22 protein-coding genes are annotated in these 20936 nt (G+C 62.6%); 7 read left to right on the top strand and 15 right to left on the bottom strand.

Annotation, left to right across the window (positions count from 1 at the left end):
• Positions 1–3: 3 nt before the first annotated feature.
• The 5 genes from F2P45_RS14530 to leuS all read right to left on the bottom strand — a co-directional run bounded on the left by F2P45_RS14530 (position 4) and on the right by leuS (position 6957).
• Positions 4–1410 carry an AAA family ATPase gene (locus F2P45_RS14530; protein WP_166876168.1) on the bottom strand — a complete coding sequence of 469 codons (1407 nt, stop codon included), beginning with the start codon at positions 1408–1410 and terminating at the stop codon, positions 4–6.
• A 16-nt stretch (positions 1411–1426) separates the two neighbouring features.
• On the bottom strand, positions 1427–2692 hold the full coding sequence (locus F2P45_RS14525; protein ID WP_166876165.1) for a glutamate-5-semialdehyde dehydrogenase: 1266 nt from the start codon (positions 2690–2692) through the stop codon (positions 1427–1429).
• Positions 2693–2756: 64 nt separating this feature from the next.
• Positions 2757–3773 carry a DNA polymerase III subunit delta gene (gene holA / locus F2P45_RS14520; RefSeq protein ID WP_166876163.1) on the bottom strand — a complete coding sequence of 339 codons (1017 nt, stop codon included), beginning with the start codon at positions 3771–3773 and terminating at the stop codon, positions 2757–2759.
• A gap of 7 nt (positions 3774–3780) precedes the next feature.
• Positions 3781–4299 carry an LPS-assembly lipoprotein LptE gene (locus F2P45_RS14515; RefSeq protein ID WP_166876160.1) on the bottom strand — a complete coding sequence of 173 codons (519 nt, stop codon included), beginning with the start codon at positions 4297–4299 and terminating at the stop codon, positions 3781–3783.
• Between the two features lie 3 nt (positions 4300–4302).
• Entirely contained in the window at positions 4303–6957 is a 2655-nt protein-coding gene (leuS, locus tag F2P45_RS14510; RefSeq protein WP_166876158.1) for a leucine--tRNA ligase, read from the bottom strand.
• Between the two features lie 244 nt (positions 6958–7201).
• On the opposite strand from leuS, the gene F2P45_RS14505 reads away from it, so the two are divergent.
• From F2P45_RS14505 to F2P45_RS14495, 3 genes are all read left to right on the top strand, one after another.
• Positions 7202–7822: a CCDC90 family protein gene (locus tag F2P45_RS14505; RefSeq protein WP_166876155.1), complete on the top strand. Its 621-nt coding sequence runs from the start codon at positions 7202–7204 to the stop codon at positions 7820–7822.
• 64 nt (positions 7823–7886) lie between these two features.
• Positions 7887–8651 carry a DUF6597 domain-containing transcriptional factor gene (locus tag F2P45_RS14500; protein WP_166876153.1) on the top strand — a complete coding sequence of 255 codons (765 nt, stop codon included), beginning with the start codon at positions 7887–7889 and terminating at the stop codon, positions 8649–8651.
• A gap of 73 nt (positions 8652–8724) precedes the next feature.
• Positions 8725–9087, top strand: coding sequence for a VOC family protein (locus F2P45_RS14495; protein WP_166876150.1), 363 nt, complete (start codon positions 8725–8727; stop codon positions 9085–9087).
• Between the two features lie 66 nt (positions 9088–9153).
• Here F2P45_RS14495 and F2P45_RS14490 read toward each other — a convergent pair whose 3' ends face one another.
• The 5 genes from F2P45_RS14490 to F2P45_RS14470 are packed head-to-tail and all read right to left on the bottom strand — an operon-like array spanning position 9154 to position 11974.
• Complete coding sequence (locus F2P45_RS14490; protein WP_166876147.1) at positions 9154–9480, bottom strand: barstar family protein; 327 nt, start codon at positions 9478–9480, stop codon at positions 9154–9156.
• A gap of 1 nt (position 9481) precedes the next feature.
• Entirely contained in the window at positions 9482–9904 is a 423-nt protein-coding gene (locus tag F2P45_RS14485) for an ExbD/TolR family protein (RefSeq protein WP_166876145.1), read from the bottom strand.
• A gap of 10 nt (positions 9905–9914) precedes the next feature.
• The gene (locus tag F2P45_RS14480; RefSeq protein WP_166876142.1) at positions 9915–10571 is read right to left on the bottom strand and encodes a MotA/TolQ/ExbB proton channel family protein; all 657 of its coding nucleotides are present in this window, start codon (positions 10569–10571) and stop codon (positions 9915–9917) included.
• An 8-nt stretch (positions 10572–10579) separates the two neighbouring features.
• The gene (dapB, locus tag F2P45_RS14475) at positions 10580–11377 is read right to left on the bottom strand and encodes a 4-hydroxy-tetrahydrodipicolinate reductase (protein ID WP_166876140.1); all 798 of its coding nucleotides are present in this window, start codon (positions 11375–11377) and stop codon (positions 10580–10582) included.
• Positions 11378–11413: 36 nt separating this feature from the next.
• Complete coding sequence (locus F2P45_RS14470) at positions 11414–11974, bottom strand: outer membrane protein assembly factor BamE (RefSeq protein ID WP_166876138.1); 561 nt, start codon at positions 11972–11974, stop codon at positions 11414–11416.
• A 90-nt stretch (positions 11975–12064) separates the two neighbouring features.
• Between F2P45_RS14470 and fur the strand changes: the two genes are divergently transcribed.
• The gene (gene fur, locus F2P45_RS14465) at positions 12065–12493 is read left to right on the top strand and encodes a ferric iron uptake transcriptional regulator (RefSeq protein ID WP_126073843.1); all 429 of its coding nucleotides are present in this window, start codon (positions 12065–12067) and stop codon (positions 12491–12493) included.
• Positions 12494–12512: 19 nt separating this feature from the next.
• On the opposite strand, the gene hrcA is transcribed toward fur, so the two are convergent.
• On the bottom strand, positions 12513–13529 hold the full coding sequence (gene hrcA, locus F2P45_RS14460) for a heat-inducible transcriptional repressor HrcA (RefSeq protein ID WP_166876135.1): 1017 nt from the start codon (positions 13527–13529) through the stop codon (positions 12513–12515).
• A 128-nt stretch (positions 13530–13657) separates the two neighbouring features.
• On the bottom strand, positions 13658–14374 hold the full coding sequence (locus tag F2P45_RS14455) for an HAD family hydrolase (protein ID WP_166876133.1): 717 nt from the start codon (positions 14372–14374) through the stop codon (positions 13658–13660).
• 208 nt (positions 14375–14582) lie between these two features.
• On the opposite strand from F2P45_RS14455, the gene F2P45_RS14450 reads away from it, so the two are divergent.
• Together F2P45_RS14450 and F2P45_RS14445 are read left to right on the top strand one after the other, a co-directional pair.
• Positions 14583–15191, top strand: coding sequence for a hypothetical protein (locus F2P45_RS14450; RefSeq protein ID WP_166876131.1), 609 nt, complete (start codon positions 14583–14585; stop codon positions 15189–15191).
• Positions 15192–15240: 49 nt separating this feature from the next.
• A complete protein-coding gene (locus F2P45_RS14445; RefSeq protein ID WP_166876129.1) occupies positions 15241–15855 on the top strand; it encodes a hypothetical protein in 615 nt (204 codons plus the stop codon).
• Between the two features lie 181 nt (positions 15856–16036).
• Here F2P45_RS14445 and F2P45_RS14440 read toward each other — a convergent pair whose 3' ends face one another.
• Positions 16037–17152 (bottom strand): serine hydrolase domain-containing protein, encoded by a 1116-nt coding sequence (locus tag F2P45_RS14440; protein WP_166876126.1) that lies wholly within the window; start codon positions 17150–17152, stop codon positions 16037–16039.
• Positions 17153–17372: 220 nt separating this feature from the next.
• On the opposite strand from F2P45_RS14440, the gene F2P45_RS14435 reads away from it, so the two are divergent.
• Positions 17373–19625, top strand: a complete 2253-nt coding sequence (locus F2P45_RS14435; protein ID WP_166876124.1) for a PhoX family protein — start codon at positions 17373–17375, stop codon at positions 19623–19625.
• A gap of 136 nt (positions 19626–19761) precedes the next feature.
• On the opposite strand, the gene F2P45_RS14430 is transcribed toward F2P45_RS14435, so the two are convergent.
• Together F2P45_RS14430 and rsmA are read right to left on the bottom strand one after the other, a co-directional pair.
• Entirely contained in the window at positions 19762–20118 is a 357-nt protein-coding gene (locus tag F2P45_RS14430; RefSeq protein ID WP_166876121.1) for a DUF5710 domain-containing protein, read from the bottom strand.
• A 22-nt stretch (positions 20119–20140) separates the two neighbouring features.
• Positions 20141–20926: a 16S rRNA (adenine(1518)-N(6)/adenine(1519)-N(6))-dimethyltransferase RsmA gene (gene rsmA / locus F2P45_RS14425; RefSeq protein ID WP_166876120.1), complete on the bottom strand. Its 786-nt coding sequence runs from the start codon at positions 20924–20926 to the stop codon at positions 20141–20143.
• Positions 20927–20936 lie beyond the last annotated feature (10 nt).

The following is a 20936-nucleotide window of genomic DNA, read 5'->3' as shown; positions in this document are numbered from 1 at the left end:
CTTTTATTTCACCGCAATTTCAAGCTGGTGCTTGTATACCTGCAAAACACTTTCTTTCCCAGGCACAGCCTCACTAAAATCTTCCGGTCCGAGATAGTCAAGCAGCGCTCCGAACGTCACCGGCGACTCATCTTGGGAAACGTTTATTGAGGTCTTTGTACGCCACGTTCCAAGAATTGGACAAAATAATGAAAGCGATGCACCATCCCGTTTATAGGCTTGCGAAACAATAATATTGTCGGTCTGAAGTTTCTGAATAACTAACGGCGAATGAGTATTGATAATAATTTGCCGAAGCGGATTGTCTGGACCGACCGCATAATCAGTGTCTACCGCCATTTCAGCCAACAACTGGACAATCGCTGGAATGCGTGCGGGATGGATGCCATTTTCTGGCTCCTCAAGACAAATTACACCTCCCGCATCGGCATCGGCGCCAATAATAGCGAGGGCAAGAAATCGCAAGGTGCCGCCTGACAGAGCCCGCGCTTCATGGCGGATACCGCTGACGCTTTCTAGATAAAGGGTCTTTAATTGTCGACGCTCATCCACGTCAACAGTAAGACTCTTCACATCGGGCAGAAGATTAGCTAATTGACTCGCCACTTCGTCAAATTTTTTAAGACGATCCAGCGTCGCCGGCAAATGTTCACCTGTAGATGAGACCTGACTTAAAGCCAAGAAATCATCCGGTTTGCGCAGAGAACTTGACTCAAGTTGCAAGTTAATCCAAGACTGCATTTCACGCCTGGCCGCTAGCGCTGTCGGCCGATCGATCGTGTTTATGTTACTCAGAAGTGTACGTTCTGCTTTGTCTATAGGGATGCTGATGGGCTGCCCCCCCCCCGTGCCGTCCTGGCGAATTTTCGCGACAGTCGGATCGTTCTTATCCATATAGATAAAATCGATCCGGCTCGTGCCAACATAAACAGAATCCAGGAATTCCTGAGATACCGGAAAACCGAGCCGGCGCTTCGCTTCGCCTTTTTGCACGAAATCAAGTGACTCATGTGCGAGTTCAATGCCTTCGGGTTTCGATCCAGAAGCGGCCACATAACGCAGCCCTAACTTGTACTGCAGGAAGGTGACTTTCGGCTTAGCATTTCGACCGAAATCATCTGTTACCGTATCGTTTACTAAGAAATCGACTTCAAATTCCATCAATTGGGCTTGCCCAATAGCGGTTCTGGTAAACAACGACGACAGGTTGACGCGTTGACGCCCGCTATTTCTGATCCTTGTAGCAGCATCGATAATGGACGTATCTGCCAAATCTTTCAGAAACAAAATGGCATCGAATAGATTGGACTTCCCCACTCCATTAACACCTGCAATACACGTGAACGGGCCGAAGCGAACTTCAATATCCTCTAAACTTTTAAATCCCTTAACTTTCAGCCGAGTTAGCATATGTGCCTCCGATACCTCATTGCCTGACTTCGCCGTGGCCGAACACCACGTATTTGAGCGATGTCAGTCCTTCCAGCCCGACCGGTCCGCGCGCGTGCAGCTTGTCGTTGGAGATGCCGATTTCGGCGCCCAGGCCGTACTCGAAACCATCGGCGAAGCGGGTCGAGGCGTTGACCATCACCGAGGCCGAATCGACTTCGCGCAGGAAGCGCAGGGCGTCGCTGTAGTCTTCGGTGACGATCGCTTCGGTGTGCTTCGACGAATAGGTGTTGATATGGTCGATCGCCGCGTCCATGCCGTCCACCAGCTTGATCGACAAGACCGGCGCCAGGTATTCGGTGGACCAGTCTTCTTCCACGGCCGCCACCAGGTGCGGGTAGCCCGCCAGCAGCGCGAACGCGTCCGGGTCGGCGCGCAGCTCGACTTCCTTGGCCGCGTACAGGGCGGCCAGGCGCGGCAGCACGGCCGGCGCGATGGCGCGCGCGATGAGCAGGGTTTCCATGGTGTTGCAGGTGCCGTAGCGGTGGCACTTGGCGTTGAACGCAATCGCCACCGCTTTTTCCAGATCGGCCCTGGCGTCGATGTAGACGTGGCAGATGCCGTCGAGGTGCTTGATCATCGGGACCGTGGCCTCGGCGATCAGGCGCGCGATCAGGCTTTTGCCGCCGCGCGGCACGATCACGTCCACATACTCGGGCATGGTGATCAGTGCGCCGACGGCGGCGCGGTCGGTGGTGTCGACGATCTGCACGCCGTCGGCCGGCAAGCCGGCGCCGGCCAGGCCCTCGGCGACGATTTTCGCCAGCGCGCGGTTGCAGTTGATCGCTTCCGAGCCGCCGCGCAGGATGGTCGCGTTGCCGCTCTTGATGCACAGGCCGGCCGCGTCGACCGTGACGTTCGGGCGCGCTTCGTAGATGATGCCGATCACGCCCAGCGGCACGCGCATCTGGCCCACCTGGATGCCGCTCGGGCGGAATTTCATGTTCGAGATTTCGCCGATCGGGTCGGCCAGCGAGACGACCTGGCGCAAGCCTTCGACCATGGTGTCGATGGCTTTGTCCGACAGTTGCAGGCGATCCAGCATGGCCGGCGCCAGGCCGCCGGCGGCGGCGGCATCGTGGTCGAGCTGGTTGGCGGCGCGCAGCAGCGCACTATCGCGCACGATGGCGTCGGCGATCAGCAGCAAGGCGCGGTTGCGCGTGGCGCTGTCGGACCTGGCCATGGCGCGCGAAGCGGCGCGGGCGCGCTGGCCGACCTGTTGCATGTATTCGGTAATGTTCATTATCTCGTCTACGTAGGTGAAGCGCGTCGATCGCGCCGGCACCATGGTAGCGTGCCGCAGCGATCTATCCGCGCGTTACTTTCAAGGCCAGCTGCAGCATCGCATCCCAGGCATCGCCCGCAAAGCCTTTGGCGCGCAGGCCCTTGATCATCTTGTCGACCTGCGCGGCGTCGCGCATCGCGCCTTCCAGGGTCGGCAGCGAGATGCGGCGCAGCGCAGGTTCCATCATGCGTTCACGCGGACCCCAGATGCGGTGTTCCTTGAGCAGCACGCCGAGCGGCCGTCCCTGCGCCATCCCGGATTTCAATTTTAACAGCGTACGGATTTCTTCGGCGACCGCCCATAAAACCAGCGGCAGCGCTTCGCCTTCGCCCTTGAGCCCTTCGAGCATGCGCACCAGGCGCGCGCAATCGCCCGCCAGCATGGCCTCGGACAGCTTGAACACATCGTAGCGCGCCACGTTGAGCACCGCGTCGTGAATCTGTTCGAAGGTCAGCTTGCCCGGATCGTGCAGCAGCGCCAGTTTTTGAATCTCCTGGTGCGCCGCCAGCAGGTTGCCTTCGACCCGGTCGGCGATGAAGTCGAGCGACTGGCGGTCGGCGGAGAGGCCGTGCGCGGCCAGCCGGGTGCCGATCCAGCCGGGCAGCTGGGGGCGTTCGATTGCCGGTATCTCGATATAGACCGCAGCCTGCTGCAGCGCGCCGACCCAGGCTGCTTTGGCGGTCTGCCAATCGAGCTTGGGCAGGGTGATGAGCGTGAGATTGTCGGGACTGAGGTCCTTGGCGTAGCTTTGCAGCGCCGCCCCGCCATCCTTGCCCGGTTTGCCGGTCGGGATGCGCAATTCGATCAGCTTCTTGTCGCCGAACAGCGACAAGGCCTGGTTCGCGGCCAGCAGCTCGCCCCATTTGAAGGTGCGCTCCACCGTCAGCACATCGCGTTCGGAGTAACCGTTGGCGCGCGCGGCGCGGCGGATCTTGTCGGCCGCTTCCAGCGCCAGCAGATGCTCGTCGCTGGAAATCACGTACAGCGGCGCAATGGTCTTGGCCAGGTGCCCTTCGAGCGCGTCAACCCTTAGCTGCATCGCGTGCTCATGCCGGCTTGACCGCCACCAGGCGGCGCAGGATCTGCTGCACCAGGTCGGTCTGCATGTCGCGGTACAGCAGCACTTCTTCCGATTCCTTGCCCAGCACCTGGCTCTCGTCGAAAGTGATGGAGCGCTTGAGCGAGATTTCGGTCGCCGGCAGCAGTTCCACACCCTTGGCGTCGCGCAGGCGGAACACCAAGGTGTAGGTCAGCAGGTATTCGCGCACGCGGCCCTGGGCGTTGAGCGAGAGGATCTGCTTGCCGCGCGTTTCGGACAGCACGTCGAACAGGGTCTCGGCCTTGGCCGCGTCGGTCACCACCTGCACGTTGTCGCCGCCGCGCAGGTTGCGCCGCAACTCGGTGCCGAGGGCCGAGGTTTCGGGGAACGACAGGTAGATGCTATTGAACGGCATCTTGAACTGGCCGTTCGCGCCGCGCAGCTGGAAGCCGCACGCGGACAGGGACGCGAGCAGGACCAAAGCAAGGATGGCGCGCGGCACGGCGGCGGAACGGAAGATGGCCATCGCTTACACCACGATGCTGATCAATTTGCCAGGCACCACGATCACCTTTTTCGGCGGCGTCTCGATGTACTTCTGCACCGCTTCGCAGGCCAGCGCCATCGCTTCGATGGAGGCCTTGTCGGCATCCTTGGCGACCTTTATCGAGCCGCGCAGCTTGCCGTTCACCTGGATCATCATCTCGATCTCGGCCTGTTCCAGCGCGGCCGGGTCGACCTGCGGCCACTGCGCGTTGAGGATGTCGCCGTGCGCGTTGGCGTAGCCCAGTTCTTGCCACAGCACGTGGGTGATGTGCGGCGCCACCGGGTTGAGCACGCGCAGGAAGATCGACAGGCCTTCGGCGATGACGGCGTCGGTGGCCGCGCCGTCTTCCAGCTTGGCCGATTCCATCGTGTTGAGCATCTTCATGCAGGCCGACACCACCGTGTTGTACTGGATGCGTTTCAGGTCGTAGTCGGCCTGCTGCAGGATCTTGTGCAGTTCGCGGCGCAAGGTCTTGTGCGCTTCGCCGCCGCCGCTTTTATCGGTCGCGGCCAGGGCTTGAGCGATGCGCGGCGACTGCGCATACGCATACGCCCACACGCGGCGCAGGAAGCGGCTGGCGCCTTCGACGCCGCTGTCGGACCATTCGAGCGTCTGCTCGGGTGGCGAGGCGAACATGGTGAACAGGCGCGCGGTGTCGGCGCCGTACTGGCCGATCTGGGCTTGCGGGTCGATGCCGTTGTTCTTCGACTTCGACATTTTTTCGGTACCGCCGATGACCACCGGCTGGCCGTCGCTCTTGAGCGTGGCGCCTTGCGGACGGCCCTTGTCGTCCAGGGTCAGGTCGACGTCGGCCGGGTTGAACCAGGACTTGCGGCCAGCTTCATCGTCACGGTAATAGGTTTCGTTGAGCACCATGCCCTGCGTGAGCAGGTTGACGAACGGCTCGTCGAACTTGACCAGGCCGAGTTCGCGCATGATCTTGGTCCAGAAGCGCGCGTACAGCAGGTGCATGACGGCGTGTTCGATGCCGCCGATGTACTGGTCCATCGGCATCCAGTAATCGTTGCGCGCGTCGACCATGGCGTCGCTGCTGCCTGGCGAGGTATAGCGCATGTAGTACCACGACGAGTCGACGAAGGTGTCCATCGTGTCGGTCTCGCGGCGCGCCGGCTTGCCGCACTGCGGGCAGTCGCACTTCAGAAACGCTTCGTGCTTGCCCAGCGGGTTGCCGCTGCCGTCCGGGACGCAGTCTTCCGGCAGCACCACCGGCAGGTCTTTTTCAGGGACCGGCACCACGCCGCAATCGGCGCAGTGGATCATCGGGATCGGGGTGCCCCAGTAGCGCTGGCGCGAAATGCCCCAGTCGCGCAGGCGGAAGGTGATTTTCTTGTCGCCCAGGCCGGCCGTGGCCAGGTCGCCCGCCACGGCGTTCACCGCCGAGGTGTAATCGAGGCCGTCGTATTTGCCGGAGTTGATGGAAACGCCGCTCTCTTTGTCGCCGTACCATTCCTGCCAGGCCTCGAGCGAGTATTGCTTGCCTTCGACCGCGACCACCTGCTTGATCGGCAGATTGTATTTTTTGGCGAACGCGAAATCGCGCTCGTCGTGCGCGGGCACGCCCATGACGGCGCCGTCGCCGTAGGTGATCAGGACGTAGTTGCCGACCCAGACTTCGACCTGCTCGTTGGTGACCGGGTGGGTGACGAACAGGCCGGTCGGCATGCCCTTCTTCTCCATGGTCGCCATGTCGGCTTCGATCACGCTACCGAGTTTGCACTCGGCGATAAAGGCGGCCAGTTCCGGGTTGGTCTGCGCGGCGTGCTGCGCCAGCGCGTGTTCCGGCGCCACGGCGCAGAAGGTCACGCCCATGATGGTGTCGGCGCGGGTGGTGAAAACGTACATCTTGCCGTCGTCGATCAGCGTTTTTCCAGTAGCGTCGGCGGCGTTGGCGATGGTGTGCGGGAAGGCGAAGCGCACGCCGACCGACTTGCCGATCCAGTTGGCCTGCATGACGCGCACCCGTTCCGGCCAGCCTGGCAGCTTGTTGTCGACGTAGTCGAGCAGTTCATCGGCGTAGTCGGTGATGCGGGCGTAGTACATCGGGATTTCGCGCTTTTCGATCGGCGCGCCGGAACGCCAGCCACGCCCGTCGACCACCTGCTCGTTGGCCAGCACGGTCTGGTCGACCGGGTCCCAGTTCACGGTGCCGGTCTTTTTGTAGATGATGCCTTTTTCGAGCATCTTGAGGAACATCCACTGGTTCCACTTGTAGTACTCGGGTTTGCAGGCGGTCATTTCACGCGACCAGTCGATCGCCAGGCCCATCGACTCCATCTGCTCGCGCATGTGGGCGATGTTGGAATAGGTCCATTGCGCCGGCGGCACGTTGTTTTGCATGGCCGCGTTCTCGGCCGGCATGCCGAAGGCGTCCCAGCCCATCGGCATGAGGACGTTGTAGCCGCTCATGCGCAGGTAGCGGTACATCACATCATTGATCGTATAGTTGCGCACGTGGCCCATGTGCAGCTTGCCCGACGGGTAAGGCAGCATGGAACAGGCGTAGTACTTGCCTTTCGGGAAACGCGGGTCGTTCTCGACGGCCTTGTAGGCGTCGATGGCCTTCCAGTGGGCTTGGGCGGCTTGTTCTACGTCGGCGGGACTATATTTATCTTGCATGATGTGTGCGGCCAAGCGGGCGCGGCCAAAAGTAATATGAACCGATCATTATACTGGCACATCCCGTATCCGGGCACGGCCGGGGCCGGGGAGCGAAAATTCGCTGAACTATGGGGCGGGCTTGCGGTCCAAAGAAGGTGGCAGGCACAGTCGGCGCCCTCGCTTGCACGGAGGGCGGCGACACTCCATGAGATGTACTTGCATGCTCCGCCAAACCGACTATCACGTACCGGAGAATGACGTCATGACAATCGAATTCGATCCGATAGGCTATGCCCAGCAACTGGAAGCCGCAGGGGTTTCCAGGCACCAGGCGGAGGTGCATGCCAAGGCACTGAACGAGGTGGCCAGCGAGGGGGTGTCGACATCCGACGGCCTGCACATGAAGAACGACTGGCAATGCGCCATTCGCCAGTCGGAAGACCGTTTGACCGCGCACATCGATCTGGCAAAGACTGAACTCAGCGCCGAGTTACAAACGTTCAGGGCGGAATCAAACGAAAAATACGGGGTACTCGATGCCAAAATCGACGGTGTCCGAACCGAGCTGAGCGCAAAAATCGATGGTGTCCGAACCGGGCTGAGCGCAAAAATCGACGGTATCCGAACTGAGCTGAGCGCACAAATCAGTCTGCTTGACGCCAAAATCGAAGTTGTCCGAATGAATCTGAATACCAAATGCGAATGTATCCAAACTGAGCTGAACGCAAAAATCGACAGTGTCCGAACAGATCTGACCGCGAAGATCGAGATTCTGGCTGCGGAGCTGCGTTCGATAAAGCATGAATTGGCCATCCACCGCTGGCTATTCGGCCTCCTTATCGTCATGAACGGCACGATTATTGCCAGGCTTTACTTTCCATAACGCCAGCTTCAGGGACAGTGCGCGCGAGGTAAAATGGCCCTTTTGCCATCTGCCCGGCATTATCATGGTCCTTTACCAGGAACACCCGCCCCAGCCCGCATTGGCGCCCTATCTGGCTTGCCTGTGGACTTGCCAGGTGTTCCCGGGGGCGTCAGCCGTCACGCACCGTGTGCTGCCCGACAACTGCATGGATATCCTGTGGCAGGACGTGGGCGCGCTGAGCCGGGTGTCGGGCATGATGAGCACAGTCATCCACGTGCCCGTGCACCAGCCCGTGCGTACCATCGCGGCGCGCTTCAAAGCGGGCGCCGCCGCGCACTTTTTCGCCATGCCGCTGCACGAACTGGCCGACCAGCATCCATCGCTCGACGCGCTGTGGGACGGCGCCGCCGCGCGCCAGTTCACCGATGAACTGTGGTCGCGCACCTTATCGGACAGCGAAGCCGTCGCCACCGTCGAACGCCTGCTGCTGCAACGCCTGCGCGGCACGGCCGCCGGCATCAAACCGGGCCTGGCCGACGCGGCCGTGAGCGCCATCGAGCGCTCGCACGGCTCCCTGCGCATCGAGACGCTGGCCGCGCAGTTGGGCGTGTCGCGCCAGCACCTGTCCAGCCAGTTCCGCGCCAGGGTCGGCCTGGGCGCCAAGCAATTTGCGCGCGTGTGCCGCTTTCGCCAGGCCAGCGCACGCATCCGCGCAGCCGCCCATCCCCACCAGCTCGACTGGACACGGCTAGCGCTCGAGCTCGGCTATTACGACCAGCCGCACCTGATCCACGAATTCCGCCAGTTGTCGGGCAGCACGCCGGAATCGTTCGCAGCACCCGCCTGACTGCCTTACATTTTTACAATACAAGCGGCGCGCGCCATGGCAGGATGCTGCTTTGCACTCACAGGAGACGAATATGATCAACGGAATGCGCACTGTCTGCTACCCGGTCCAGGATATGGATGCGGCCAAGAAATGGTTTACCGAGGTGTTCCGCACCGCGCCCTACTTCGATCAGCCGTTCTACATCGGCTTCGAGATCGGCGGTTTCGAGCTGGGCCTGCATCCTGGCGAACCCGGCATGCCCGGCTGCGTCGCCTACTGGGGCGTGGACGATATCGAGGCCGAAGTCGAGCGCATCACCGGCCTGGGCGCGAGCATCCACTCGGCCATCCAGGATGTGGGCGAGGGAATCAAGGTGGTCGAGTTGAAGGACCCGTTCGGCAACACACTGGGGTTGATCTACAACCCCCAGTTCGACCTCAAGAAGGTGCGCTGAGCACCAGCCTGAACCTGCGCGTGGGCACAAGCTGCCCGCGCGCCATGCTCAACGTCACTACGCCGGTCAGCGCAGCACCAGCGCCAGCGCCGGCTTTTCGCCGTAATCCTCGTAGCGCTCGTTGATGCCGGCGATGCAGAAAGTCATCTCCTCGAGCAGGTCGGGTACGCGCTCGCGCATCGCTGCCGCATCCTTGACGACAATCTCCAGCACCTCGTTCGGTTTCAGCCGGAAGCGGGTCATGCCGTCTTCGTCGCGCAGGTAGCTCAGGCAATCGACCCAGGCATCCATGGTGTTGGCGTAATACTCGGGAAACCCGAACGCCGCGCGGCTTTCGGAATGAAAGGTATCCCAGCCGAGGATCGAGGCACCATTGAGTTCAGCGCTGGCCATATTATTTCTCCTTGTTGGGGTCGGTCACGAAGCCCAGCTTGGCCAGTCCACGGGACTGCGCCGCCGCCATGACCTGGGCCACGGCTTCGTAACGGGTATTTTTGTCTGCGCGCAGCTGCAATTCCGGCTGCGGCGCCTGGCGCGCGGCGTCGGTCAAACGCGCGTCGAGTCCGGCGGCATCGACCCGCTCGTTGCCCCAGTACAGCACGCCTTGCGCGTCGATGGCGATGGTGACCGTGTGCGGCTGCTGCCGCACCGCGCCGGCCTGCGCGCGCGGCAAGTCGAGCTTGACCGCATGTGTAAACATCGGCGCGGTGATGATGAAAATGACGAGCAGCACCAGCATCACGTCGACCATCGGGGTCACGTTAATATCGCTCATCATCGATTGCTGCCGCGCCGGGTTGAAGCTGCCGAATGCCATGCCGTTCCCCCTATTTGCCGAAGTAGGAATGCAAATCGTGGGCAAAGCCGTCGAGCTCGGCCAACGTCAACCGGTTCAGGCGGTTCAATCCGTTATACGCCAGTACGGCGGGAATCGCCACCACCAGCCCGAAGCCGGTCATGATCAGGGCTTCGCCGACCGGTCCGGCGATCTTGTCGATCTGCACAATGCCGGCCGTGGACACATTCGAGAGCGCATGATAAATCCCCCACACCGTGCCCAGCAGGCCCACGAAGGGGGCGGTGGCGCCGATCGAGGCCAGCACGGTCAGTCCGCTTTCGATGCGGTGGGTGGCGCGCGTGATTTCCTGGCGCAGCACGCGGATGATTTGTTCGTCCCTGCTCATTTCGCCGGCCAGGGTGGCGGCGCCGCCGGCATGGGCCAGGCCTTGCGCCGGCAGCGGCAGGTAAATGCGTTCGCGGTCGGCCAGGGCCAGCAGCGCGATGCCATCGTGCAGGTTGGGTGCGCCCCAGAAAGCGTCCAGCGCCGGCGCCGCGCGCCGCACGCGCCAGGTACTGAAGGCTTTGGACAAGATGAAAAACCAGCTCACCAGCGACATCAGCATCAGCACGTACGCCACCGCGTGGCTGATCGCGTCGCCCTGTTCCCAGTAGCGCGCGACGCTGAAGTGATTGGCCGGTGGCATGACGCCGCCTAGTCCTTGAGTGCCAGCACGTCCTGCATGTCGTACAAACCAGTGGCCTTGCCGGCCAGAAAGCGGCAGGCGCGCAGCGCGCCGTTGGCGTAGCTGGCCCGGCTGCTGGACTTGTGGCTGATTTCGATGCGCTCGCCGGTGCCGGCAAACAGCACCGTATGGTCGCCAATGATGTCGCCGCCGCGGATGGTGGCAAAGCCGATGGTCGACGGATCGCGCTCGCCGGTGACGCCTTCGCGGCCGTAGACGGCGCATTCTTTCAGGTCGCGTCCGAGCGCGTCGGCGATCACTTCGCCCATCTTGAGCGCGGTGCCGGACGGCGCATCGACCTTGTGGCGGTGGTGCGCTTCGATGATTTCGATGTCGTAACCCTCGGACATGCTTTTGGCGGCCAGTTCGAGCAGCTTGAGGGTGACGTTCACACCCACGCTCATGTTGGGTGCGAACATGATCGCGGTTTTTTCGGCGGCGGCGGCAATCGCGGCCTTGCCGGCATCGTCGAAACCGGTGGTGCCGATGATCAGCTTGATGCCGTGCGCGGCGCAATAGTCAAGATGCTTGAGCGTGCCTTCGGGGCGGGTGAAGTCGATCAGGTAATCGGCGCCAAGCAGGCCGGCGCCCAGGTCCGCCTCGATCGTCACGCCGGGTGCCGGACCGACCAGCTGGCCGATCGCGGGCGAGCCGGCCAGGCCGAGCGCGCCGGCCAGCACGGCGTCCGGGGCCGCGCAGACCGCGTCGACCAGCATCCGTCCCATGCGCCCGTCGGCGCCCGCTATTGCAATTTTCATCTGGTTCATCGTGTTACCCGCGCGCTTGTGCTGTATTTGAAAAACTTATTTGTTGATCTTGATCGAAGCCGAACCGGCATCTTCTTTCTTCGGCGCTTCCTTGGCGGCCACCTTGGACGGGCCGGCGATGCGCGCGATGTATTCCTTCTCGGTCGGCAGGTTGCCGCCGTCGAATTTCTCGACCTTGTTATCCTTGAAGTAGACCGTGACCCGGCTACTGGTCAGCTCGCCATTGCCGCGCGCCAGGTAGAACGGGAAATCCCAGCGGTCGGCGTGGAAGATGTCGGTCAGCAGTGGCGTACCGAGCAAAAACTTGACCTGCTCGCGGGTCTGGCCGACCTTGAGCTGGGTCAGCATTTCCTGGGAGATGAAGTTACCTTGCTGAATGTCTGGACGATAGGGCGAGAAGATCCACAGGACCTTTTGCAGCTTGCTGGCCTGCACGGTCTGGGCGCCGGCGTCGGGCGAGGCGCTGACCGGGACCACGGGATCCTTGGCGCCGCCGAACATGGTGCAGCCGGACAGGCTCAGGACGGCCCCGGCCAGGGTCGCCACCAGAGGGGCGCGCAGGCTAAAACGGTGCAAAACGGCAGTATCGACAGGCATAGATGACCTCAAATCGTTGTACGGAAGCCTAGGCACCTCCGTCTAAAACGCTATATGATAAAGCACTACGCCAATATACGAGTAACAAACATGAGTAACAATCCTAGCGACCTCAAAGCCAGCGGCCTGAAAGCCACCCTGCCCCGCCTGAAAATCCTCGAGATTTTCCAGAACAGCGAGGTGCGCCACCTGACCGCGGAAGACGTTTACAAGATTCTGTTGACCGATAATATGGATGTCGGCCTGGCCACCGTGTATCGCGTACTGACCCAGTTCGAACAGGCGGGCCTGCTCAACCGCAACCATTTCGAAACCGGCAAGGCGATTTTCGAGCTCAACGCCGGTTCGCATCACGACCACCTGGTGTGTCTCGACTGCGGCCGCGTGGAAGAGTTCTACGACGACGAGATCGAATCGCGCCAGCACAAGGTGGCGGTCGAGCGCGGCTTCAAGATTGCCGAGCACGCGCTGGCGATCTACGGCAACTGCGTCAAGCCAGCCTGCCCCCACAAAACCTGATACAGACCGCGCACCCCGCTCAGGGGTGGCTCAGGGCGTTCGAGAGCAGCTTGGCGGTGATATCGACGATCGGAATGACGCGCTCGTACGCCATGCGGGTCGGCCCGATCACGCCCAGGGTACCGACGATCTTGCCGTTGACCTCGTAGGGCGCGGTCACCACGCTCATTTCATCCATCGGCACCAGGTTCGACTCGCCGCCGATAAAGATCTGCACGCCGGTCGCCTTGCTCGACACATCGAGCAGCTGCATCAGCCCGGTCTTTTGCTCGAACATGTCGAACATCTGGCGCAGCGAACTCATGTTGGACGACAGGTCCGACACGCTCAGCAGGTTGCGCTCGCCGGAAATGACCATGTCGTCCGACTGGTCGGCCATCGCCTCGCTGCCGGCCTCGACCGCCGCCTGCATCAGGCTGCCCATATCGTCGCGCAACTGGCGCAACTCGCCCGTCAGGCGCGTGCGCACGTCGTCGAACGACAGGCCGCCGTAATTCTGGTTGATGTAATTGGCCGAGCGCACCAGTTGCGCCGGCGTGTAGTCGGCCTCGGTCAGCAGCAGGCGGTTCTGCACGTCGCCGCGCGGGTCGACGATGACCAGCAGGATGCGCTTTTCGGACAGGCGCAAGAATTCGATCTGCTGGAACACCGATTCGCGCCGCGGACTGAGCACCACGCCGGCGAACTGCGACAGCGACGACAGCATCTGCGCCGCGTTGGCGATCATTTTTTGCGGCTGCTGGGCCGGCAGGCGCAGGCGCGCGTCGACGGCGTGTTCATCGAGGTGTTGCACAGTCAATAAGGTATCGACAAAGATGCGGTAGCCGCGCGGGGTCGGAATGCGGCCGGCCGAGGTGTGTGGACTGGCCACATAGCCGAGTTCTTCCAGGTCGGCCATGATGTTGCGGATGGTCGCGGGCGAGAGGTCGAGTCCGGAGATTTTCGACAGCGCGCGCGACCCCACCGGCTGGCCGTCGGCGATATACCGTTCGACCAGGGCTTTGAGCAGCGTTTGCGCGCGGGTATCGAGTTGCATGATTCTAGGTGAGGGGCGGTAAGGACAAAAACAAGGGCAAGCACGAGTGCTGATCCGCTTATTATGCACGTTCGCAGGCGCGGCGGGGCTTTATGTGGCCGGCGCGCCGCGCCCGCCGCATTCCGGCCTCAGTCGTGCTCGCGCTTGAGCCAGTCGAGCAGCTCGTCGAAACTGCGGCAGATGGCGTCCGGCACCACGCCGTGTTCGAGATGGCGCTCGCTGCCGGTGCGGTTGAGCCAGACCGCGCGCAGGCCGGCGCGCTGGGCGCCCTGCACGTCGAGCAGCACGTCGTCGCCCACGTACACCGCGTCGGCCGGGTCGACCCCGAGTTCCTCGCAGGCGGCCAGGAAAATGGCGGCGTCGGGCTTGGCGCGGCCGAACTGGCTGGCCGCCACCGAGACCTTGAAATGGTGCGACAGCCCGATCGCCTGGAGGTCGGCATTGCCATTGGTAACCGAGCCGAGCATGCTGCGGCCTTTCAGGCGCAGCAGGCCGGGCAGCACGTCGTCGTACGGAATGACGGCATTGCGCGCGGCATAGAAATGCACCATGGCCTGCTCGACCTTGGCGGCGTCTTCGCCGGCCGCCTCGAACGCCGACAGCAGGCCGGCGCGGCGCAAGGCACCCAGGTCGAGTTCGAATTCGGGCTGCTGCGCCAGCATGGCCAGGCGCGCCTGGCGCAGGGCGTCGATGGTGAAGCGCTCGGCCACCCGCGGCGCGTTGCTGTGCAGCCAGGCATGCAGGGTCTGCTCGGCTTGCAGGATGACCGGGGCGATCGGCCATAGCGTATCGTCCAGGTCGAACAGAATGGCTTTGGGCCAGGTGCGGCGTGGCGTGGTCGTCATGTTCTTCTCGGTAGTGGGTCCGGTTCCAGCATAGCGAGGCACCGGCTGAAAATCAACCGGACTGGCGCGCCGCCAAGGCGGGGCCAGTACACACCGATACAAGGCAATGAGCCGCGGCGTTGACAAATGCTCTAAAATGACGTCCAAACCAGGCTGTCCGTCGGCGGCCCAGCCTCCCCACCTTACCCGCATTCGTTTTGGAGAAAGTATGAAAAATCTGTACCTGCGTTCCGCCGTGGCACTTGCGTGCGCGCTCAGCCTGGCCGCTTGCGGCGGCGATGACGATGGCACCATGCAACTGAGCGGCGCCGTCGAAGGCGTGACCATCGCCGGCCTGGTGCTGCAGAACAAGGGCGGGCCGGACCTGAAAGTCGAGCCGTTCGCGAGCAACTTCGTATTCCCGGACCTGATCGCCTCCAATACCGACTACGACGTCACCATCAAGTCGGCGCCGTCGAACGCCACCTGCAAGATGATCAACGGCAAGGGCAAGTCGAGCGCATACGGCATCGGCCAGATCGGCGTGAGCTGCACCCTGATCCCGCACGATGTCAAAGGCAAGATCGTCGGCCTGAGCAGCGGTCCGCTGGTGATCATCAACGGCACCTATCGCCTGACCATTCCCGCCAACCAGAGCGCATTCAATCTCACCCAGCTGGACGCTGACGGCAAGACCAAGCGTGGCGAGGTCGGCGAAACCCAGGCGTATGGCCTGAGCGTGCTGCAGCAGCCGCCCGGCCTGACCTGCCGCATCGACAACGCGGTCGGCACGATGGCCAAGGCCGACGTCGACAACATCCTCATCACCTGCAACTGATCCCGGCGCGCCGCCCCGCGTGCGCGGTCCCTATTTTCTGGAGAATTTTATGAAGTTATCCGTCCTGCGCCACTCGCTGCTGCTGGCCCTCGCCCTGGGCCTGGCCGCGTGCGGCGGCAAAGCGACCTTCCCTGTCGAAGGCAAAGTCGTCAACCTGAAATACTCTGGCCTGGTGCTGAGCAATATCGGCATGAGCGACCTGCCGGTGGACGCCAAGGCCACCAGCTTCCGCTTTCCCAACACCATCGAATACGGCATCCAGTACGACGTCCAGGTCAGGACCACGGCACTGCACCAGGACTGCACGCCGGACAATAACAAAGACACCGCCGGGCGCCAGGCGTCCATCAGCGTCACCATTACCTGCAGGGACTTCACCCATCTGATCGGCGGCACGGTCACGACCGTTGGCGCCGATGGCCAGGCCAAGCCGTATGCCGGCGACAACCTGGTGCTGATCAACGGCAGCAGCGACAAGATCACCGTGGCCAAGGATGCCAAGTCGTATAAATTCGGCACCGCGATCGCCTTCGGCACCAGCTACGGCGTGTCGGTCCTGCAACAGCCGGACGGCGGCAAGCTGGCCTGCTCGGTCGAGCGCGGGGTTGGCGAAATGGGCGATGCCGAAGTGACCAACGTCAATGTACTGTGCCGCGAAAAGTAATCCGGCCGGGGAGTGGTGAAGGTGATATTTGCAAAAGGCATAACTGATATTACAAAGATAAATTGGCCTGATATGCTGTAGCGCAGCATAATTGCACCTGTCTCCTCCAACTCTCCTCAAAAAGAATTGGATTTCAAGCCCGCTTCACAGCGGGCTTTTTTTTATCCTGATTTTCGGTCGGCTACCGGCGCTCATGGCGCAGCGCCGGCACATAAAACCCCGCCACCGTGTCGATCAGCTGGTCCGGCCGCCCTCCGGCCAGGTTGGTGAGAATGATGACCGCCAGGTCGTCCTCGGGATACACATAAAAGGCCGAGCGCCCGCCGCCGTTGCCCGCTACCGCGCGCTGCACCCCGGCGCCGCGGCGGATTGCCGGCCAGCCCATGGCCCACGGCGCCGGACCGCCGTCGGCAAAGCGCGATGGCGTCCACATCGCCGCCAGGCTGGCCGGCGTGAGCAGGCGCCCTTGCTGGAGGGCCACGATCCACTTGCCCAGTTCGGTCGCGGTGGTATTCATGCCGGCGCCGGTGCGCATGGCCGGCGGGAATTCCTCCACCACATTGCGCAGCACGCTGCCCCGGAAGCGGTAGGAATTGGCCTTGTCCATGATGATGTCCCCGGTGTCGCCGAAGCTGCTGCCAGGCATGCCGACGACATCGAACTGCTTGCGCCTGATGAAATCGAGAAAAGGCTCGCCGCTCAGGCGGTCGATGATTTTCCCCAGCAGCAGGTAGTTGGTCTGGTTATAGCTGAAGCGCTGTCCCGGCGCGAACGCCACGGGCGCTGCCAGCGCGCTTTTCCAGGCGGCGTCCACCCCGCCCGGCGGCAGGTCGCCTTCTTCATTGAGGATGTCGGGAATGCCCGAGGTGTGATTGAGCAGCTGGGCGAGCGTGACCGCTTGCCAGGCCGCCGGCAAGCCATCCAGATAGCGCGACACAGGCGCGTCCAGCGCCAGCTTGCCCTGGTCCACCAGCTGCATGATGGCCACGCCGGTGATCGCCTTGGTTGCGGAATTGATCGAAAACACGGTGTGCTCGCCCACCGGCACCTTGTGCTGGAGATTGGCCAGGCCGAGCGCTTTCGAGAGCACCACCTTGTGGTGCCGGATCACCACGATCTGCAGGCCGGGAATGCGGCGCTCCCGCATTTCGGCGCGAATATAGTCGAGGACCGCCTGGTTGGCCGCGCTGTCGCTCGCCAATGCCCCCTTGGCCACGGGCGCCGCCAGGGCCGATTCGCCTGCCAGGCCGACGGCCATCGTGGCCAGCAATAACAACAGGGTGCGTGAAAGTTTCATCGGATCGTATTCCTTATGGTGGAGGCAAATGGGTCGGGCCAGGCCTCTCCATCATGGCATGAAAATGGGCAATGTTGGCTATTTGTAAATGATATTTCCAAATGGACCGGACAGGTGATTGATGGCTTGTCATCTTCCTGTCATCTTGCCGTCACGGCACGGTCATCTGGGCTGGCTAGAATCCGGCTTGCTAAATCCAACCCCCAGCCATAGGACCTTCATGAACAAGCCAAACGATCTGGTTAGCGCCATCGATCCAGATGACATCGACTGCAATGATTCGCCGAACGAACACTTCAACACGGTGCTCAACGCCCGCCTGAGCCGCCGCAGCCTGCTGCGCGGCGGCATGGCATCGGCCGCCACGGCGATCTTCGGCGCAGTCGGTCTGTCGGCCTGCAGCAGCGACGACCCGGCTCCGGTCGCTCCAACCCCGACGCCGACCCCGCCGCCGGTCACGGCTGAAAAACTGCTGGCCTTCACGGCCGTTCCGAAAAGCCTGGCCGACATGGTCAGCGTCCCGGCCGGCTACACCGCCTCGGTCATCTATGCGCTGGGCGACCCGCTCAACGGCACCACCCCCGCCTACAAAAACGACGGCACGGACGACCACTTCGACACCCGCGCCGGCGACCACCACGACGGCATGGAGTTCTACGGCCTGTCGGCGACCGGCAGCGCCACCACCAGCAGCTCCGAGCGCGGCCTGCTGGCCGTGAACCACGAAGCGACCACCGACGCGAAACTGTCGTCCTTCTTCCTGCACGCCAATGGCGGCGTGACAACGCTGCCGCGCCCTGCGTTCGAAGTGGACAAGGAAGTGGCGATCCACGGCGTGAGCGTGGTCGAAGTCAAGAAAACCGGCGCCGCCTGGGCGTATGTCAAGGAGTCGTCCTTCAACCGCCGCATTACCCCGCTGACCGACATCGAACTGTCGGGTCCCGCGCGCGGCAATGCCCTGCTCAAGACCAAATACTCGCCGACCGCGACCAAGACGCGCGGCACCCTGAACAACTGCGGCACCGGCAAATCGCCATGGGGCTCGTTCCTGACCGGTGAAGAAAACTGGTCCGGCTACTTCGTGCGCGGCGCCACCGACGATGCCGCCCGCGCCGGCGACAAGAGCATCGCTTCGCTCAAGCGCTATGGCCGCAACCAGGGCGCCACCTCGCGCCACGGCTGGGAAAGCGCCGGCAGCGACGACAAATACGCACGCTGGGACATCAGCAAGAAAGGCGCGTCGACGGACGGCAGCGACGACTACCGCAACGAAATGAACGGCATGGGCTACATCGTCGAAATGGACCCGTACGACAAGTCCAAGTCGGCCAAGAAGCGCACGGCCCTGGGCCGCTACGCCCACGAAAGCGCCGCCTTCGGCAACCCGGTGGTCGGCCAGCAGCTGGCCGTGTACATGGGCGACGATTCGCGCAACGAGTACATCTACAAATTCGTCTCGAGCGCCGTCTGGGCCGCCGCCGACGCCACCGCCTCCGACCGCATGGCCACGGGCGACAAATACCTCGACAGCGGCAAGCTGTATGTCGCCAAGATCAACGCCGACGGCAGCGGCCAGTGGATCGAGCTGGCCATGTCGAACGCCGCGATCGCCGCGTACGGCGCGTACAAGTTCGCCGACCAGGCCGACATTGCGATCAACGCCCGCCTGGCCGCCGATGCGGTTGGCGCGACCAAGATGGACCGTCCCGAATGGTGCTCGGTCAATCCGGCCAACGGCGAGATCTACTACACGCTGACCAACAACTCGAACCGCGCGGTCGACCCGACCTCGTCGCAACTGGCGCCGGACAGCTCGAACCCGCGCGCCTACACCGACATGAAAGGCAGCTCGGCCCAAGCCGGTAACCCGAACGGCCATATCCTGCGCATGAAAGAAGGCGCCGGCGCCGCCGCTGCGACCAGCTTTACGTGGGATGTGTACCTGTTCGGCGCCGAAGCGGGCGCCAACGGCGGCTTCGTGAACCTGTCGAACCTGACCGCGGACCAGGATTTCTCGAGCCCGGACGGCCTGGCATTCAGCCCGTACACCGGCATTTGCTGGATCCAGACCGATGACGGCGCCTACACCGACGTCAGCAACTGCATGATGCTGGCCGCGGTGCCAGGCACGGTCGGCGACGGCGCCAAGGTCACCCTGAACCATCCGAAAACGGCTGGCGGCACCCTGGCGGTCGATACGTATGTGGGCAAGAAGCCGACTGCGGAGACGCTCAAGCGCTTCCTGGTCGGCCCTGCGGGTTCGGAAATCACGGGTATCTGCGAAACCCCGGATGGCAAGTCGATGTTCATCAACATCCAGCACCCGGGCGAGAACACCGCGCAGGCGAATCTGGCCGATCCGTCGAAGTACACCAGCCAGTGGCCGAGCAACGCCGGCTACGGCCCGGGCAAGCGCCCACGTTCGGCGACCATCGTCATTACCAAGAATGATGGCGGCCGGATCGGGACGTAAAGAGTAAGTGAAGGTGGGCCGGCCTGACAGACGGGCCGGCTCATTTTTCTATTACCGGTAAAGTAAAACCTCTGCCGGTAAACTAAAAACCGTCATTCCCGCGCAGGGCTCGGCGCCCCCGCGGGAATGACGGTTTTCAGGTCTTCAATCCACCCACAATGCGCAGCACTTCGGCACGCGCATCTTCCCATCCCGACGCGGCCAGCGTCGGCCCGCACTCCACGCACGCCTCAAACGGATTGCACCCGTGTTCCAGCGCCACGTAGCGCGCTCCCACGACCTGCTTGCCCACATACGAATCGACCCTGCCCGCCGGCGCGCCGGACGCCTTGGCGGCCGCTGGCGACGGCGCCACGCCCTTGAGCACCCAGCGCTGGAACGGCGCCACGTCCACTCCGTCGGGCACGTACCACAGCTTGCTATCCTTGTTCCAGCGCGCGCCCAGGGCCTTGGCCTCGTCTTTTTCGGCGTAAGGGACTTTCAGCATGATCATGGGAAGGCTCCTGTCGGTGCAATCAGGCCGGTTGCTTGAGCAAATTCGACAGCGCCACATACTGCGCCAGGCCGACCGTCTCCGGACGCATCGACGGGTCGATCCCCGCCTCGACCAGCTGCGCTTCGGTACACATCCCCGCCATGCAGTTGCGGATCACCTTGCGGCGCTGCGAAAACGCCTTCATCACCACCGCTTCCAGGGTCGGGCCGTCGCACGCCAGTTTGCGCCCGGCCGGCACCGGCACCATGCGCACGATGGCCGATTCCACCTGCGGCGGCGGATCGAACGCGGTCGGCGGCACGATGAACATGAGCGACATGTCGTAACGCCACTGCAGCATCACCGACAGCCGTCCGTAGGTCTTGCTGCCCGGCGCGGCCACCATGCGCTCGACGACTTCTTTCTGCAGCATGAAATGCTGGTCTTCGATCAGGTGCGCGAAGTCGGCCAGGTGGAACAGCAGCGGGCTCGAAATGTTGTACGGCAGGTTGCCGACCACGCGCAGCTTCTGCCCTTCCGGTACCGGAATCTGGCCGTAATCGAACTTGAGCGCGTCGCCCGAGTGAATGGTCAGCTTCTCGCGCGGGAAGTTGTTTTCCAGGCGCGCGACCAGGTCGCGGTCCAGTTCCACCACGTGCATGTGGTCCAGGCGCTTGAGCAGCAGCGCCGTCATGGCGGCCAGGCCCGGCCCGATTTCGACCATCGCCTGGCCCTTCTCGGGTCCGATGGCGTCGATGATGTTATCGAGGACGAGTTTGTCGGTCAAAAAATTCTGGCCGAAGCGCTTGCGGGCGACGTGTTTCATATTCTTCTTT

Source organism: Massilia mucilaginosa (assembly GCF_011682145.1).
GTDB lineage: Bacteria > Pseudomonadota > Gammaproteobacteria > Burkholderiales > Burkholderiaceae_D > Telluria_A > Telluria_A mucilaginosa.
This window is presented reverse-complemented; position numbering and strand designations above follow the sequence as displayed.